This window comes from Moorena sp. SIOASIH (assembly GCF_010671925.1).
Classification (GTDB): domain Bacteria; phylum Cyanobacteriota; class Cyanobacteriia; order Cyanobacteriales; family Coleofasciculaceae; genus Moorena.
Genome location: NZ_JAAHIH010000003.1, coordinates 596811 through 614112, shown reverse-complemented (window position 1 = coordinate 614112; position 17302 = coordinate 596811). Strand labels below are relative to the sequence as shown.

At 41.6% G+C, this 17302-nt stretch carries 17 protein-coding genes; 11 read left to right on the top strand and 6 right to left on the bottom strand.

What is annotated here, in order from left to right; all coding sequences use genetic code 11:
- Positions 1 to 61: 61 nt before the first annotated feature.
- Entirely contained in the window at positions 62 to 382 is a 321-nt protein-coding gene (locus tag F6J90_RS17940) for a hypothetical protein (protein ID WP_293096267.1), read from the top strand.
- 96 nt (positions 383 to 478) lie between these two features.
- Here F6J90_RS17940 and F6J90_RS17935 read toward each other — a convergent pair whose 3' ends face one another.
- Entirely contained in the window at positions 479 to 2236 is a 1758-nt protein-coding gene (locus tag F6J90_RS17935) for a VWA domain-containing protein (protein ID WP_293096264.1), read from the bottom strand.
- On the bottom strand, positions 2220 to 2405 hold the full coding sequence (locus F6J90_RS17930; protein WP_293096262.1) for a hypothetical protein: 186 nt from the start codon (positions 2403 to 2405) through the stop codon (positions 2220 to 2222). The genes F6J90_RS17935 and F6J90_RS17930 overlap by 17 nt, the downstream gene beginning before the upstream one ends.
- Positions 2406 to 2589: 184 nt before the next feature.
- Between F6J90_RS17930 and F6J90_RS17925 the strand changes: the two genes are divergently transcribed.
- The 5 genes from F6J90_RS17925 (at position 2590) to F6J90_RS17905 (ending at position 5700) form a co-directional block, all read left to right on the top strand.
- Positions 2590 to 2748, top strand: coding sequence for a hypothetical protein (locus F6J90_RS17925; protein WP_293096259.1), 159 nt, complete (start codon positions 2590 to 2592; stop codon positions 2746 to 2748).
- On the top strand, positions 2738 to 3082 hold the full coding sequence (locus F6J90_RS17920; RefSeq protein WP_293096257.1) for a hypothetical protein: 345 nt from the start codon (positions 2738 to 2740) through the stop codon (positions 3080 to 3082). Before F6J90_RS17925 ends, F6J90_RS17920 begins: the two co-directional genes overlap by 11 nt.
- Before the next feature lie 249 nt (positions 3083 to 3331).
- Complete coding sequence (locus tag F6J90_RS17915; RefSeq protein WP_293096254.1) at positions 3332 to 4525, top strand: transposase; 1194 nt, start codon at positions 3332 to 3334, stop codon at positions 4523 to 4525.
- 2 nt (positions 4526 to 4527) lie between these two features.
- Positions 4528 to 5190, top strand: coding sequence for a DMT family transporter (locus tag F6J90_RS17910; protein WP_293097819.1), 663 nt, complete (start codon positions 4528 to 4530; stop codon positions 5188 to 5190).
- A gap of 288 nt (positions 5191 to 5478) precedes the next feature.
- Positions 5479 to 5700 carry a hypothetical protein gene (locus tag F6J90_RS17905; RefSeq protein ID WP_293096251.1) on the top strand — a complete coding sequence of 74 codons (222 nt, stop codon included), beginning with the start codon at positions 5479 to 5481 and terminating at the stop codon, positions 5698 to 5700.
- Here F6J90_RS17905 and F6J90_RS17900 read toward each other — a convergent pair.
- A complete protein-coding gene (locus F6J90_RS17900) occupies positions 5592 to 7751 on the bottom strand; it encodes a serine/threonine-protein kinase (protein WP_293096250.1) in 2160 nt (719 codons plus the stop codon). The two genes, F6J90_RS17905 and F6J90_RS17900, sit on opposite strands and share 109 nt — an antisense overlap.
- Positions 7752 to 8459: 708 nt before the next feature.
- On the opposite strand from F6J90_RS17900, the gene F6J90_RS17895 reads away from it, so the two are divergent.
- Positions 8460 to 8759 carry a helix-turn-helix transcriptional regulator gene (locus F6J90_RS17895; protein ID WP_293096247.1) on the top strand — a complete coding sequence of 100 codons (300 nt, stop codon included), beginning with the start codon at positions 8460 to 8462 and terminating at the stop codon, positions 8757 to 8759.
- Positions 8760 to 8859: 100 nt separating this feature from the next.
- On the opposite strand, the gene F6J90_RS17890 is transcribed toward F6J90_RS17895, so the two are convergent.
- Both F6J90_RS17890 and F6J90_RS17885 read right to left on the bottom strand, forming a co-directional pair.
- Entirely contained in the window at positions 8860 to 10725 is a 1866-nt protein-coding gene (locus F6J90_RS17890; RefSeq protein WP_293096244.1) for an NACHT domain-containing protein, read from the bottom strand.
- A 22-nt stretch (positions 10726 to 10747) separates the two neighbouring features.
- A complete protein-coding gene (locus F6J90_RS17885; RefSeq protein ID WP_293096242.1) occupies positions 10748 to 11143 on the bottom strand; it encodes a hypothetical protein in 396 nt (131 codons plus the stop codon).
- Positions 11144 to 11540: 397 nt separating this feature from the next.
- On the opposite strand from F6J90_RS17885, the gene F6J90_RS17880 reads away from it, so the two are divergent.
- From F6J90_RS17880 to F6J90_RS17870, 3 genes are all read left to right on the top strand, one after another.
- Entirely contained in the window at positions 11541 to 12548 is a 1008-nt protein-coding gene (locus F6J90_RS17880; RefSeq protein ID WP_293096239.1) for a zinc-binding alcohol dehydrogenase family protein, read from the top strand.
- Positions 12549 to 12913: 365 nt separating this feature from the next.
- The gene (locus F6J90_RS17875) at positions 12914 to 13204 is read left to right on the top strand and encodes a putative quinol monooxygenase (protein WP_071106238.1); all 291 of its coding nucleotides are present in this window, start codon (positions 12914 to 12916) and stop codon (positions 13202 to 13204) included.
- A gap of 972 nt (positions 13205 to 14176) precedes the next feature.
- Complete coding sequence (locus F6J90_RS17870; protein WP_293096235.1) at positions 14177 to 15448, top strand: hypothetical protein; 1272 nt, start codon at positions 14177 to 14179, stop codon at positions 15446 to 15448.
- Between the two features lie 423 nt (positions 15449 to 15871).
- Here the strand turns inward: F6J90_RS17870 and F6J90_RS17865 are convergent, their stop codons facing one another.
- Complete coding sequence (locus F6J90_RS17865) at positions 15872 to 16270, bottom strand: hypothetical protein (protein WP_293096232.1); 399 nt, start codon at positions 16268 to 16270, stop codon at positions 15872 to 15874.
- 451 nt (positions 16271 to 16721) lie between these two features.
- On the opposite strand from F6J90_RS17865, the gene msrA reads away from it, so the two are divergent.
- Complete coding sequence (gene msrA / locus F6J90_RS17860; RefSeq protein WP_293097817.1) at positions 16722 to 17186, top strand: peptide-methionine (S)-S-oxide reductase MsrA; 465 nt, start codon at positions 16722 to 16724, stop codon at positions 17184 to 17186.
- Positions 17187 to 17302 lie beyond the last annotated feature (116 nt).

Sequence of the window (17302 nt, the reverse complement as noted above, 5' to 3'; positions counted from 1 at the left end):
AATGCAGTCTGTTGTCAAAAAGACGTTAAAGAAAACTCGTAACAGGAGACTGTATTCATTAATGGGCATACAAATCAACAATCTAGAACACATTACCGAAATGCCTAAGCAAAAACCGGCATTCGGTAGTTCACCAACAATGACTAAGCCCATCCAAGGACAGGATGAAGATACCCTGACCAACGTGGTCGGGGGTTTGGCGTCCTTGAGGATCTTCCGAGAGAGGACTCCAAGATCCACAACAAACAACCCAATTTTTGCTCACATGCCACCTTATCCCAAGGAGCTTCCTCTCGACGTCCTGGTGGAGGGAGACGAAGACTCGAATGTTGTGTGGAAAAATCTAGAGGAATTATTTGGCTCTTCCATCAAAATAGTGTAAAGTGTATCTCTTGATACTAAATACCGTCAAACGACTGATGGACTTTCATCTTCCCGATTCCCGATTCCCGATTCCCGATTCCCGATTCCCGATTTCCTATTCCCTATCTCCTATTTCCTCCGCACTCTCAACCAAATCAATCAACTCAGCTCGATACCCCTCTAAATCTACCCCTTCGGATTCCTTTGCTAATTGTAATGCTTGGTCAAAACTAGCTTTACCTTTGTAAGGAGAATCTCTTAACACCATACCAAAACTGGCAACGGCAGCGGAAAACTTAAAGTTATCGGAAGCATCGTCTAGCTTTACAGCTTTGTCAACCAAGGGATAGGTCAGGAGTTGAGAGGTGTTACCGTCAGGCTCTTTGTAACGTAACTTGACCTGCATTAATTCTTTGGAATTAGTGGTTGAAGCAGCATTGGATTGATATTTGAGAGGGTCAATATCCGGTAATTTGACCTTAGTTTTCGCTCCCACAGGAATAATTTCATACAGTGCCGTGACCGTATGTCCAGCTCCTAATTCTCCGGCATCTTTAGTATCATCATTAAACTCTTCATCCTTGAGCCGCCGATTTTCATAACCAATCAAACGATACCCTTGGACTTTTGCAGGATTAAACTCTACTTGAATCTTGACATCTTTGGCAATCGTGAGTAGAGTTGCTCCGATTTCGTTAACCAGGACTTTCTTCGCTTCTAACTCGTTATCAATATAAGCATAATTGCCATTTCCTTTATTAGCAATTTTCTCCATCTTGGAGTCTTGTAAATTACCGGTACCAAATCCTAATACGGTCAGAAAAACTCCTTTTTTTCGCTTCTGTTCAATTAGTTTAACTAATTCGGTATCACTGGATACTCCGACATTAAAGTCTCCGTCGGTTGCGAGAATAACTCGGTTATTTCCTGATTTAATAAAATTATCTTGGGCAAGTTTATAAGCTAATTTAATTCCTGCTCCCCCAGCAGTAGACCCCCCGGCATTGAGATTCTCAATCGCTGTTAAGATTTTATCTTTCTCGTTGCCTGGAGTAGGGGGTAAAACCACCCCAGCAGCTCCAGCATAGACGACAATACTGACCTGGTCTTCTTCTCTCAATTCATTGACCAGCATCCGAAAGGCATCTTTGAGCAGGGGAAGCTTATTGGGATAATTCATGGAACCGGAGACATCCAGCAAAAAGACAAGATTGCTGGGAGGCAAATCTTCAATGGCCATCTTTTCCCCCTGGATACCAATGTGAACTAATTGGTGAGTGGGATTCCAAGGAGCTTGGGAAATTTCTGTGGTAATGGAGAAAGGGCGATCGCTTTCTGGTTCGGGATAGTCGTAGTTAAAGTAGTTAATTAATTCTTCGATACGGATGGCATCAGTAGGGGGGAGTTGACCATTATTAAGGAAACGACGAAGATTGCTGTAGGAGGCGGTATCAACATCAATAGCAAAAGTAGACAGGGGATTATGCTTTACTCTCTTAAAGGCGTTCTCATCAATGGGACTATAGTTTTCTCTGTTGCTGACTTCTGGAATAGCTTGCTCTGGAATTGAGCGACTAGGAACTGATTTAGGTTTAAAGGATACATTTGGGCTATGGGAGAGTGGCATTGAGGCTCGGGGTCTCAAAACTTTGTTATTGAAATTCTGATTAACGCTATCCGCCGACCTCCCGACCGGGGCTGATTCCATAGCTGGTGATTGGCGCTGTCTTTGGTCACGTTCTACGTCTTTCGCTACAGGTAGATTAGAGCTTTCTTCTAATTGGGCTGATGGCTGATTGTGGCAAGCTGTTGTGAGCTGTGCCAAGATAGCGACCATTCCGGAAAGGAGGAATAGTCTAAGTAATTTGTTCATTTGATTTGCCCTCTGTATTGCTTATTCCTAAGCTAATCGACAACAGAAGGCTGGTTGTTTGTGTTTCGGTTTCTGTAACGGTAATAGGCAAGAGGCAAGAGGCAAAAGGCAAAAGGCAATAGTGATTCATCGTAGGGTGGGCAGTGCCTAGCAATCCTATGGTTAGCAAATGAATCTTTCTGATGCACTGCCCACCCTACTTGAACTTGAACTATTGCTAGATTTTTATTTATTCAGAGGAAATTAGGCTTGACATTGGTTGACACTGTCAAAGAGAAAAGGAGATAAACGATCGCTCTTCGCCATGGGATATACTGATACACTTAACCCTGTTTATAGCGGTTCTCATAATTATGAGGTACACAGAATTTTTTCCCTATTCTCTATTCCCTATTCCCTATTCCCTATTCCCTGCTCCCTGCTCCCTGCTCCCTAAAACCCAGAAATTTGTACCTCACCCAATTGAAAACCGCTATATAATGACTATTAAGGAAGATCATCGTGTCCACTAAAAAATCTTCAATCTGGGGAGCGACTTCGTTAGTAGTTGCTATTATTGCCCTCTCGTTTGCACCAATCCTGATTCGCATAACTGAAAACGAGTTAGGCCCTTATGGAACCATATTTAATCGTTTGTGGATTGCCAGCCTAGCGTTGGGCCTTGGCAATGGTGTAAAAATACTTTGGGATAAGCAGAGCGGACGCTTATCTACTACTGCTAAAAAGGCTTATACTTGCCAGGATTTTTTCTACTTATTTCTTCTTGCTAGCTTGGAGTCAGCTTGTCTAGTGACTTGGGCTTGGTCTCTGACAAAAAAATTTGGGTTTCAAGCCCCGTCCTTCTAGGCAGGGCTGTTTCATTCTCAATTTTTTGGTTTCCTGAACCTCTCGACTGGCAAAAGTTTCGCACCTGTTTTTCTAAAATTAAACCCAATAGTATAAAAAAACGGCGATTTGCGTGACCTTAAGGGGCTTTCAAGCCCTCACCCATGAATTTGAGTCCGACTTTGAAACAGCCCTGCGTCCTTCTAGGACGGCTTTCTTGACAGTTTTATTTTTTTGAGCTATAGTTTACGTAGAGTTGTTCCACGTCAAATGATCGTCTTAGAGTTCAAAGTCAAAGGGAATAAAACTCAATATGCCGCCATCGACGATGCGATCAGGACGGGTCAATTTGTACGCAATAAGTGTCTTCGATATTGGATGGACAATAAAGGCGTAGGACAAAAAGACCTTTATCGCCATAATACGTGGCTCAGATCTGAGTTTCCTTTTGTCAAAGATTTGAACTCTCATGCATGTCAGGCTTCTGTGGAACGGGCTTATAATTCAATTTCTAGGTTCTATAGCAACTGTAAAAAACAAGTCCCTGGGAAGAAAGGCTATCCAAAGTTCAAAAAGTTTTCCAGATCAGTTGAATATAAAACATCTGGCTGGAAGCTTTCCCCTGATACAAAGTCAATCTCCTTTATTGACAAAAAAGGAATAGGCAAACTCAAACTCAAGGGGACTTGGGACTTGTGGCGCTACGACCAAAAACTAATCAAGCGAGTTAGGTTAGTTCGCCGCGCAGATGGTTATTATGTTCAGTTCTGTGTAAAGGTTGATGTAAAAGAGTCTTTAGAACCAAGTCATACCAACATTGGGTTGGATGTAGGACTAAAAGAGTTCTATACAGACTCAAAAGGAGACACAGAGCCAAACCCTAGGTTTTATCGAAAAGGAGAAAAGCGCTTAAAGTTTTATCAGCGTAGAGTTTCTCGCAAAAAGAAAGGCTCATCCAATCGTAAAAAAGCCAGAAATAGATTAGGTAAGACACACCTCAAAATAAGTAGGCAGCGTGAAGAACATGCCAAGAGACTGGCACGTTGCGTAATCCACTCTAACGATGTGGTTGCTTACGAAGACTTGAGGATTAAAAATCTGGTGAAAAATCATTGTCTTGCCAAATCTACTAATGACGCGGGTTGGTATCAATTTAGAAAATGGTTAGAGCATTTTGGCCAAAAGTTTAATAGGCAGACAGTAGCAGTCAATCCTGCCTATACCAGCCAAAATTGTTCAGACTGTGGCGAGGTCGTTAAGAAGTCTTTATCAACCAGAACCCACGTCTGTGAGTGTGGTTGTGAATTAGACCGAGACCATAATGCTGCGATCAATATTCTAAAAAGAGCCTTGGGTACTGTGGGGCACACAGGAACCTGGATCATAGATCCGAACGCTTATGGAGAATTGGCCTCTACTCTTCCTGATTCCGGTCTGGTTGAGCAAGTCAGCTCGTTGAAGTAAGAATCCCCGTTCTTCAGCGGACGGGGAGTGTCAAAAAAACAAGTGTTGCTAATTCTAATCTGCTCCACAATACTACTCCTATCTTTGCAGCTGTTGGCGGATGGTTACTTTTAAACCAATCCTTTAATCCTCGCTTCCTAATCGGCATGATCCTGGCCTTAGGAGGAACTTTCATAATTGGTTTTCATGATTTTAATCTCGCTCAAGATACATTGATAGGGGACAGCGTTGCATTACTGTCTGCCTTTTTCTACGCGGCTACACTTTTGGTAACAGAACATCTCCTAGTTAAATTTGAAGCAAACACACTTTTACTATGGTTTTATAGCTTGAGTAGCCTATTGTTGTTACCATGTACATTGCTATTTGAAGATAGATTATTGCCTGCTTCTTTTTCAGGATGGTTTGCTGTTATTTCCCTAGGGCTTTTTTGCTCCCTAATTGGAGCCAGTGCATTAGTCTATAGCTTGAAACAATTTTCATCTAGCTTTGTGTCTCTAATCCTATTGCTGGAACCCATCATTGCGGCATTCTTAGCCTGGCTAATTTTTGCTGAGGAATTGAGTTGGTTAAATGGCTTGACGTTTATAATCGTATTATCTGGGATTTATCTGGCTAAATCAGATGAAGAATTAGATAATATTGGCTCTACCGAAGCTACTTAAGATCTAAGCATTAAGCGATCAGTGGTGCGTTACGGGCCGGGCTCTCTCAACGGATGTCAAGAGTGGGAAAATCAAGGGAAGCCCGTCCCTAACGCACCCTACACCACTGCCCACCCTACTTGGACTCATTGTCTGGTGGGCAGTGCCTAGCAAGACTATGGCCAAGCAAATGAATCTCTGTCAAGCACTGCCCACCCTACTAAAACTCCCTATCAGCTGATGCTTACCTTAAGATTAATCGTCTGGTGGGCAGTGCCTAGCAATTCTATGGTCAGCAAATAAATCTCTGTGAAGCACTGCCCACCCTACTTGCACTCACTGTTGCTAGCATGCCTATTGCTAGCATGCCTCTTGCCTCTTGCCTTAACTATTGCTAGCATGCCTATTGCCTCTTGCCTTAACTATTCCCTATTCCCTGTTCCCTGTTCCCTATTCCCTATTCCCTGTTCCCTATTCTCTGCTTCCAATTCCCGATTTGCCCGCTGCCGTGCTTTGATAGCGTCTCGGTAGTTTGGCTGGTAGCGCACTGCTTTATCATAAGCAGCGATCGCTTTTTTATACTTGTTGCGTTTCACTAAAGCATTGCCTAGGCTATACCAGGCTTGGCTGTAGTCAGGTTTATAGTTAACTGCTTGTTTGTAAGATGTGATGGCCTCTTTATATCGTTCCAATTTATAGAACGTATTGCCTCGACTGTACCAAGCTTGGTAAGGACTGGATTTTAGTTTAATGGCTTTGTAGTAAGCTTCCAGGGCATCTTCATATCGCTGGACTTGATGGAGTGTCCAACCGCGACTGTACCAGGCTTCATAGGAATTAGGCTGGAGTTTAACGGCTTGCTCAAAGGACCCTAAGGCTTCTTGGTATTTCCGTAATTTATTTAAGGTATTGCCCCAGCTATACCAAGCTTGGTAGAAGTTGGGCTGGAATTGAACGGCTTGCTGATAAGACTCGGCTGCATCTTTATACTTTCGCAAATTGCTCAAGTCATTACCCCGCTGATACCAGGCTTCAGCGGAATTAGGTTTGTAGTCTAAGGCTCGGTCGTAGGATTCTACCGCTGCTTTATATCGGCGCAAATTATGTAATGCCCAGCCCCGTCGATACCAAGCTTGGTAAGAATCGGGTTGGAGTTTCAGGGCTTGGTCAAAGGATGCGATCGCATCATAATAATTCTTGGACTTAACCTGAACATTACCAAGACTGATCCAAGCATCCAGGTCATTGGGCTGGAGTTCCAGGGCGCTATTAAACGCCTTAATTGCTGCGTCATAACGCTCCAACTGCTCCAAGGTTTTACCCCTACCCTTCCAAGCTGCACTATAATCCGGCTTAATTTGAATGGCTTGGTCGTAAGCATTTAGAGCTTCTTCATAGTACTTGAGGGCAAACAAGGTCTTGCCCTGACCTTGCCAAGCTGGAGCATATTCCCCTCGGATTTCCACAGCTCGATTATAAGCGTTCAGGGCCTGTTCATAGCGCTTCAATTCTAAAAACGTTTCGCCCCGGTTATACCAATCCGTCGCATTAGCTCCCCTGAATGTATTCACCATAAAAACGGTTGCTGCAAACCCCAATCCAATCACCCCGGTGTACAGTAACACTTGGTACGGTTTTAGTCTGAATCGTTCCGGTTTAGGGAGCAGGGGTTGTATAGATGAAGCAATTCCCAACACTAAGGTAGCGCCAGTTTTAGTAGTGTTAGTATTTATGTTATTATCATTAGCTTTATTAGCAGTTATAGTATTCAGTGCTTGTAACGCTAAGGTTGCTGATTGGTAACGCTCTCGGAAATCATAGCGCACCATTTTATCTAAACTATCGGCTAATTCAGCACTTACTGATATCTGGTTATGCCAGCTAATTTCCCCTGTATCAGAGTCAAGGGGCAATTGGTGAGGGCGTAAACCGGTTAAACCAACAATCCCGATCATCCCGACAGCATAGATATCACTGCTTAATTTCGGGTAACCATTGGCTTGTTCACTAGGTCGATAGCCAGGAGTACCAATAGCAACGGTAAAGCCAGTATTGCCCCCTTCCAGGATTTGGGTACTGACTTGTTTAACCGCACCGAAGTCAATCAGTACTAATTTGCCATCTGATTTACGCCTAAGGATGTTTTGAGGATTAATATCTCGGTGAATAATACGCCGTTGATGAACAAATTCTAAAACTTCCAGGATTTCCTGCAACAGGGAAATAATCTGATTTTCATTCAGCTGTTGTCCCGGTACAAGTTCGTGGCTGAGGTCTTCCCCTTCAATCAATTCCTGAACCAGATAGAAGTCTTGATTTTCTTCAAAATACGCAAAAAGCTGGGGAATTTGCTCATGACTTCCCAACTGGTGTAGGATTTGGGCTTCCGTGTCAAACAGTCGCCTAGCCGTCTGCAATGTCAAAGGATCCGTGGCTACTGGCTTGAGCTGCTTAACCACACACTGATTCTCACCAGGCAAGTGTTGGTCTTCAGCTACGAAAGTCTGACCAAATCCACCTTGTCCCAGTTGACGAATAATTTTATAGCGTCCACCGATTGTTTGTCCAAGACCCAAGTTCATCCAAGTTCCATTGCTCCGGGAAAACCTCACCACCTGTTAAAGGAGGTAGATCACTAGGTATAGCACAAGGCAAAAGGCAAGAGGCATGCATGCTAAAGGCAAAGGTGCGCTTTCCGTTGGCGAATTAAATTCGCCACGGGTCGCACCTAAAAGTTAACTACAAGAGCTTTTCACTTTGTATCAATGTCTTAACCTTAATGCGTACTGCTATATAGTGCTACCAATCATAGTATACAAAACCCTTTTGGGGATTTTCAGAACATTCAGCAGAAAGTAGGGTGGGCAGTGCAGCAGTGAGATTGATGTGCTTGGGTACACTTGTTTTAAGCACTGCCCACCAAAGGATGAATCACAGAAAGTAGGGTGGGCAGTGCAGCAGTAAGATTGATGCGTTTGCGTTCGCGAAGCGGTTCCAAAGGAACATCGCTTTTTTAGGCACTGCCCACCAAACCATTAATCACAGAAAGTAGTAGGGTGGGCAGTGCAGCAGTAAGATTGATGTGCTTGGGTACGCTGGTTTTAGGCACTGCCCACCAAAGGATTAATCTGGGGGACTGACGCAACGCCCCCTAAATCCCCCAATTCTGGGGGACTTTACTGACGCAACGCCCCCTAAATCCCCCAATTCTGGGGAAATTTACTGACGCAACGCCCCCTAAATCCCCCAATTTTGGGGGACTTTGACATCCAAAATAGGAAGAATAAAAAATGAGTGCAAAGACAATTAAGTGGGATGATGTTCGCTCTCAAGTTCTAGCAAATCCAGAAGTTAAAGCCGAGTATGAAGCTCTAGAATTTGAGTTTAATATTGCTAGCCAGGTTATTGCCCTCAGAGCTGCTACTGGTCTAACTCAAAGAGAATTTGCTCAGCGCTTAGGTATGAAGCAATCTCAATTAGCAAGAATTGAATCGGGAAAACAAGTTCCAAAATTGCAAACCCTTGCCAAATTAGCAGCTAGTGCTGGTTATGGTATAGAACTTAAATTTATTCCCCTGGTTAAACCTTGATCCCATTAACTGAACCCTGAGTACTGAAATTCGATAACACGCGATCGCTTTCCCTTACTTTATTCTCAATTCTCAATTCTTAATTCTTAATTCTTAATTCTTAATTCTCAGGCTTCATCTCCGCAAAGTGTTCCATCAGCATCCGATGAATAAAGATGTAGCCCCCTCCTACTTTTTGTAGGAAGATGCGATCAGCGGCGTAGTCCAGGAAACGGGCATAGTTCCAAGGGATGCAATTGTCGAAGTAGAGGGAAAGGCGGAGGCTGAAGTGTTGGATGCAGGTTATACCACCGATTCGCAACCAAACATATAGTCCAATAGTCATTCCGAAACTCAACAAAGCAATTATCGGAATAAACAAAAGAAGAATTAGTGTTTCCGGAGTAAAACCCTCCAAGATTGTAATTACCAGGCTTACACCAAAAGTCAATAAAGCAAACGGCACAGAAAAAAATAACCAACCTTTACAAGCATTGACGGCTGACTTCCAAATTCCTTGATTCGGGCTTGTTTTTGTTTCTAGTTCTGGTCCACCAATTATCCCAACACTCAGTCCAAATAACGGCGCATTCAAAAAATTACGCAATACATCATTCCAAGACCAAGCGATAGTTTCGACAGTTTTTATTGTTCTCTCCAGCCCAGTCATAAGTCCAACCACCAGCCCGACAATCGATCCATTAATTAACCCGATTATAAAGCTTTGAGCTGAAAATAGTATGCCTACGCTTAGTCCAGAAAGAAGCCCGACATTCAAGGTAACACCCAAACTGTATATACATTTTTGGCACTTACTCGACAACCAAGTAGGCTGCATTTTTTCAATGAAAAATACTGTTTGTGATTCTTCAAGCATCCTCTGCGCCATCCAAATTAGCCAGTGCTTTACTTGCGCTTCCTTGTATTGCTGATTAGTCTTCCGACGCCTAAACATCTTCTCAATATATGCATCAAATAGCTGCCAGCGCCGTTCCTCCACCACCTCAGTTTTAGGTAAATCCTCAACTGCTACTCCCTGATAAGCTAGAGTCATAATATTGAGCATCAAGGGTGACTGGGCTAAATCTTGTAATACTGTATCCTCTGCAATTAATGTCCTCAAGCCTGTTAAATCAGCTCCGACACGATTCAAGTAATGACAAATTTGTTCTAAAGTCAGCAATCTTAGATAAACTGCTTTCTGAAAATTCAGACCGTTGGATAGGGCTTCATAGTCTTTAATCCGACTACACACTACCAACTCGGCACCATGCTCCTGCTGAAATTGGTTCAAAGCAACAATACAGTCGTCTCGATAGTCTGCCTTAACTTCATCCAAACCATCAAGTAATAGTAGTAGTTGCTGGTTCTTTACCCAAGCTTGTCCAATTTTATTGGGAACTTTATATATAGTGTTCAGTTCCTCTACTAACCAATCGGTTATCGTCTGCCGTTTCTTTGCCCAAGAGGAGAGGTTAAATACTACAGGAATTAGCTGATTGCTGTCTTGTTCAGCACGAGCGATTAAATTCCGGGCAAGTTCAAGTAGTGTTGTAGTTTTTCCTGACCCTGGTTCTCCTAAAATTATTAGGGTTCTTCCTGTCCCAATTTGGTCAAAAATATCAATTAGTTTAGTTCCTTCAGGAAGGGGTTGAGGTGAGTTGTCACCGATTTCGATAATTTCGCTCAAAGGATTAGTAATGGCATCGGGTCTCTCTTCTAACCCCAATTCAATCATTACCTGGTGATAGAGGGATTTTTCCAGAACGCCTTTGACCCAATAGTTCTTGACTTTAGCGAGTAATGCCTGACGGTTACGGTATTCTTGGCGAGTTAGGGTTGGTGACTGATTCGGAACATAATTATAATGATTATGGATGTCACCACCAATTTGATGAGCATGGACTGTATCAGCATCAACAAACCCACCCCCAAACTGAGATTTATTTAGGTTATTGTTAGAAACTGTTTTTGGGTCTTCAGACATGGGTATCTACCGATACTGCTCGTTACTCAGCTTCCGCCTCAATCCAACCTTTAACCATTTCAATGGGAATACCAATCGGGGCAAACAACACCTTCAGGGCTTCGATTCCCCCTTCTTTTAGGGCATTACGTAGCCTTGTCTTGAATGTTGGGTTTTGCTTAATTGCTTGTTGAAGCGTTACAGCTAAAGCACTCTGTTTTTCAATTTTCGTTGCCTTGGGATAAATTTGCTGTAGTTGCTGCAAAAGCTCCTGAATTTCTGCTGCTGCATCCGCTAGGTTTTGTCTTTGCTCTGGAGCATAATTATTAATATTGATATTGCCACCGATCTGATGTGCATGAAAGCTATCAGCAGCATCTATAAATCCACCAGCAAATTGGGCTTGTCTAAAGTCATATTTCTTAGGGGCTTGTGACACGGTATCTCCTGGATTATCAATGGTTTCAGTATAAAAGCTAGGAGTCTGTAATAATTATATGGTTTATACAGCAGTTTTTGATTCGGTATATCGGTTACTGGACACACCAATCTTGTTGATAGTTTCAGTTGTTATAGCAGCTCCCATCACGAACATCTGGTAGAGGAGAAGGATGCGTTCGCGTAGCGTGGCCCAAAGGCCAATCGCAAAACTCCAGCAACTGTGATCCCTGCTTCACTTCAGGTGCTGGAGGAGTAAATCCTGAATCACCTAACAAAAATGTACATATCATGGTTTTCCCCATAAGTTGATGTAGGGTGGGCAGTGCAGCAATTTTAAACCAAAAACCACTATACAATCGAATCGGCGGCATTGATCAAAAAAGGAAAACCAAGATATGAAAGCCATAGGATATAATCAGGCTGGACCAATCACTGCACCAGACGCGCTGATCGAATTTGAAACCGAAACGCCGGAATTAGGGCCACATGACCTGTTGGTAGAGGTTCGGGGAATTTCGGTCAATCCTGTGGACGTGAAAGTGCGCGCCAAGATGGCACCGGAAAAGGGCACCAAGGTCATTGGCTATGATGCCGCAGGTGTTGTTCGAGAAGTTGGCAGCGATGTCAGCAAATTTAAAGTTGGTGATGAAGTCTATTATGCGGGTGATATCACTCGACCGGGCACCAACTCCGAGCTCCATGCCGTTGATGAGCGGATTGTCGGGAAAAAGCCCAAATCCCTGGGCTTTGCGGAAGCAGCTGGTTTTCCACTGACCTCTATTACTGCCTGGGAAATCCTGTTCGACTGCCTCGGGGTCAAAGAAGGAGAAGGCAAGGGCGAGAGTATACTGATTATCGGTGGCGCAGGAGGTGTTGGGTCAATCCTGATTCAACTTGCCAAGAAACTCACCGGGTTGACTGCGATCGCAACTGCATCTCGTCCGGAAACCATCGAGTGGGTTCAAAAGATGGGTGCCGACCATGTGATCAATCACCGCCAGTCCCTTGTTGATCAAGTCAAGGAATTGGGACTAGAGCCCCGCTACGTTGCTTCCCTTTCAGGATCAGACGGACATTTTCCTGGCATCATCGAGCTGATCAAGCCTCGCGGTCATATCGCACTAATTGATGACCCTCAATCCCTAGACATGAAATTGATCAAACCCAAAGCCCTAAGCTTCAGCTGGGAATTCATGTTTACTCGCTCGATGTTTCAAACGGAGGACATCGAAAAACAGCATGAATTGCTGAATCGGGTGTCGGAGCTCATTGACGATGGCACACTAATTTCCACCGTGACCAACAATCTCGGGAAAATCAGTGTGGAAACCCTCAAGACTGCTCATTCGCAGCAAGAGAGCGGTCGTGCCATTGGCAAAAATGTACTCGACGGTTTTAATTAAGAGAGCATAGCCAACGGTGGCAAGTTATCGCGATCAGATTGTAAGCATTCAGCCGTCAGCCGTCAGCCGTCAGCCGTCAGCCGTCAGCTAAGGTAACTCAGCATTATTCCAATGCTTACCTGTTTTATTCAAAAGCACCATCTGTAGCACCTCAAGTAGCGTGCGCCTAGCGCTAATCGCTGACCGCTGATAGCTGATAGCTGATAGCTGATAGCTGATAGCTGATAGCTGATAGCTGATAGCTGATAGCTGATAGCTGATAGCTGATAGCTGATAGCTGATAGCTGATAGCTGATAGCTGAATACTTACATCATATTTTCAATTTTTAAAGACTGAAAATAACTAAAACGAAGGAAACAAAAACATGGCTAAATTGACTCTTGTTGCTCATATCACAGCTAAAGATGACAAAATTGACCTGGTAAAGACTGAGCTTAAAAAGTTGATCGACATCACTCGTGCTGAAGAGGGCTGCTTGCAATACGATTTGCATCAGAACAATGAAAATCCAGCTCACTTTATGTTTTTTGAAAATTGGGAATCCCGTGAGCTGTGGCAGAAGCATATGGGTGCCCAGCACCTGAAGGATTACATGGCTGCAACTGATGGCGCGGTTGAGGAATTCAGTTTCAATGAAATGACGCAAATAGGCTAGGGAATTAAGAATTAAGAATGTAGAATTAAGAATGTAGAATGTAGAATGTAGAATGTAGAATGTAGAATGTAGAATGTAGAATGTAGAATGTAGAATGTAGAATGTAGAATGTAGAATGTAGAATGTAGAATGTAGAATGTAGAATGTAGAATGTAGAATGTAGAATGTAGAATGTAGAATGTAGAATGTAGAATGTAGAATGTAGAATGTAGAATTTAGAATTTAGAATTTAGAATTTAGAATTTAGAATTTAGAATTTAGAATGTAGAATTTAGAATGTATAGGGTGCATCTCATATTTGAAAATATTACGTAGGGTGCGTTAGGGGCGGCTCGCCGTCATTTTCCAGCTCGTAGACAGCTTTGGGAAAGTCCGCCCCGTAACGCACCACCGAATCAAACAGCAAAAATGAGATGCACCCAATGTATATAAGCAGGTGCACAAAATTAATTACACATTTTTCAAAACTCAAAGCATTACGATGTAAGGGGTACAGAGATTGGTAGTAGTAAATTAATTTTGTTTAGGTGCTTAAATCAAAATTTATACCTTTTGCCTTGTCTTCATCAAGGTTGATGAGATGCAAGAGGTCTAATTTTTAATTAACCATTCTTAATTCTTAATTCTTAATTCTTAATTCTTAATTCTTAATTCTTAATTCTTAATTCTTAATTCTTAATTCTTAATTCTAAATTCTTAATTCTAAATTCTTAATTCTTAATTCTTAATTCTTAATTCTTAATTCTTAATTCTAAATTCTTAATTCTAAATTCTTAATTCTTAATTCTTAATCTTGAATAAAATCATTGGTCTCAAAGCCTTATATAGTAAACTTTTCAGGGCTCATGTCACCCCCTCAGGGTTTGACCCCAGTTTGACAGAAGAGGGATAGTTGAATGTAAAGTTTTATGTCAAGATTCAATATTTCTGCATTTAATGATACCATTCAGTTGCTTAAAGGAAATAAAAGCTATGGAAACCATCGAATATACTGATTCAAATCGTGATTTAGAATCCTTAATTTTAGAGCTTGTTGAACTGAAGCAAAAAAATAATAAAAACTCTATTGCTTTGATATTACCAGTAAAGAACGAAGACCGTATTGCTGGAGTTTGTAAGACTGCTATATACTATTTATATGGCTCTTATACTATTTCAAAGCTCACAAGTAGATATTCTTTTTCTGAAATTGCTCATATTAGCCCTATTTCCGAGTTGATTTTAGTTGATGCTTCTCATCCTGATGATGACACATTTGTTAATAGCGGATACTTAGCGGCAAAAGCAATAAAAGAAGCTATTTTAGATCTGGGTCTTGATTTAAGTATTATAGAACGCCAAAAAAATGTCAGAATTAGTCAGATTCGTAGGAAACCTGAATTTAATTCTTTGCTATTTAGCAGTTTAGAAAGTAGTATACCTTTAAACCAGACCTTGGATGGTAAAGGGTCTGGGATGTATCAAGGTATTGCTTTGTCTAAAGCGTATAATATTGCATTCAGTGACTGCGATATAAAACAGTACAATGCTCTGTTTTTATTTAAGCTTCTCAAAGCTTTTCTATCGGCAGATAACGATTGCTTTGTAACTTCTCACTATCAAAAATGTAAATATCCCAATAAAATACTTGGCGACGTTTCTTCAGATGGTTACACTATTAGTGGCAGAGCTAGTAGACTTGCCTTTCATAATTTACATAGATCTCTTTTTAACTGTGGCATTGATGATTTTGGTAAAGCTTGTCCTAAATATCCTTTAAGTGGTGAATTCATCATCCCTAAAAATATTATTGAATCTATTACATTTCCAACAGCATATGGAATTGAAACAGCAATCAACTTTTTTGTCCTGGGGAAGGGCATTCCAATCCGTGATGTTAATCTAGGCATAAAAGAACATGTACCTCAGATTGATTCTAAAATTGAAAATATGGTTTCACAGATATTTGATGCCTTTTTATTTGTATGTAAAAAGCATTTTCCAGAACAATACAAAAAAATAATTCTGCAGAAAGAGAATATTATTGAAAGTTATAAAAACATGGAAAATTTTTATAAACTAGATCAGCTCGATCAACAGAGACTAAGAAATTACTCCCAGCTTCTTGAACATAGTTTCAACAATACAAAAAGCTTTTTTATGCCACCTCTAAAGCAGATTAACTACTACAAAAATCAAAATCAGTTAATTCAGAGAGTGAATATAGAAACTCAAGCAATTTTTAAAAAGATAGGCTCTCCCTGATCTGTGGTTAAAAACGTATCAAAAGGCACAAAATCGACAATCAACGTGGCTGGAACTGGCGGAATTACGTAATATAAGCTTGCCTTATCACCGCAAAGCCGGGAGAGCCGTAGAATGTAGAATGTAGAATGTAGAATGTAGAATTTAGAATGTAGAATGTAGAATGTAGAATTTAGAATGTAGAATTTAGAATGTAGAATTTAGAATTTAGAATGTAGAATTTAGAATTTAGAATAGACCTCTTGCAAAAATAAATATGAAATCAAAATCTATCCCTTTTGCCTTGTCAACACCCACGGTTTATGAGACTTATGCAAGAGGTCTAATTTAGAATTCACCATTCACCATTCTTAATTCACCATTCACCATTCTTAATTCTAAATTCTAAATTCTTAATTCTTAATTCTAACAGACAACACCCCTTTACCGAACAACTTTCGAGCAAAGTTGATTCAATAACTCCTTGGGAATTGCCTCGAAATTCTCCAAAAGGAAATCCATTAACGCAAGATGATGTAAGGAATCGGAACTGGGAGATCTATAGCGAGCACCTTGGGCCAGCCACCGGTTGACGGCGTAACTTGAGCGGCAGCAGATCTTACCCATATCTGCTTGATTCACTGGCCATTTCCGGTAAAACGCCTGGGGGGTCATGGAAAGTCGGCAGTTGCTGTATAGGTTAATCAAGATTTCCTCTCGCTCAGTCATGGCAGAAAGATAGGAATCTTCCCGTCTAGATTGGCTCTCAGCAATTTGGGCAAGCCGGTCTAGGGCTCGCTGACAGTAAACCAGATGATCTACTGACCGTTTGTCTGGCATCATGGGAATTACCTCACACATAGCTTGTGCCTGGGGATAAAGCCGCGCTTTGGCCTGCATGCGAGAAGCGCGGCTTTTTGTCCAGAAATCTTATCGAAATATCAGACATTTTTATTATTACTAATATCTCGAAAAAAGTCAAGACTATTTTTAATATTTAAACATTTTGTTACAAATAATATATTTTCTGATAGGGGGTATAGTTTAGGGTTAAAAATATCAGCTATGAGCTATCATTTTATATCCTAATAATATACACATTATTTTTTACCGATTCCCGATTCCCGATTCCCTACTCCCTACTCCCTACTCCCTACTCCCTACTCCCTACTCCCTACTCCCTACTCCCTACTCCCTACTCCCTACTCCCTACTCCCTACTGCCTCAAAAATTAACAACTATTATATAATTAGTAAAACCTGACCAATGATTTATCAATAACTACGTAACAATGATGGAAAAAGCGACATTTGGTGGTGGTTGTTTCTGGGGAGTAGAAGCAGCATTTCGGAAAGTGAAGGGAGTAGTTTCAACTTCTGTTGGTTATATGGGCGGACATTTTCCTAACCCATGTTATCTTGATGTACTATCAAGAATAACGGGTCACGCGGAAGTGGCACAGGTGGAGTATGACCCGGAAAAAGTCAGCTATGAACAATTACTTGAAGTATTTTGGTCTATCCATGACCCTACTACATTGAACCGCCAAGGTCCTGATCGAGGAGAACAGTATCGATCCGTGATATTTTTCCACAATCAGGAACAAGAAGTGCTGGCAAGACGGTCAAAACAAAAGCTGCAAGTTTCTGGTAAATTTGATAAGGATATTGTTACCGAAATTAAGCCAGCTTCCGACTATTATTTAGCTGATGACTATCATCAACAGTATTTTGAAAAGAAGCAGCGGTCTTTACGTTAGAAATTTTAAAGCTATCAGCTATCAGCTATCAGCTATCAGCTATCAATTATCAGTTATCAGCTATCAGTTATCAGCTATTAACGTTTTGCCAAGGCTGACGGCTGACGGCTGACGGC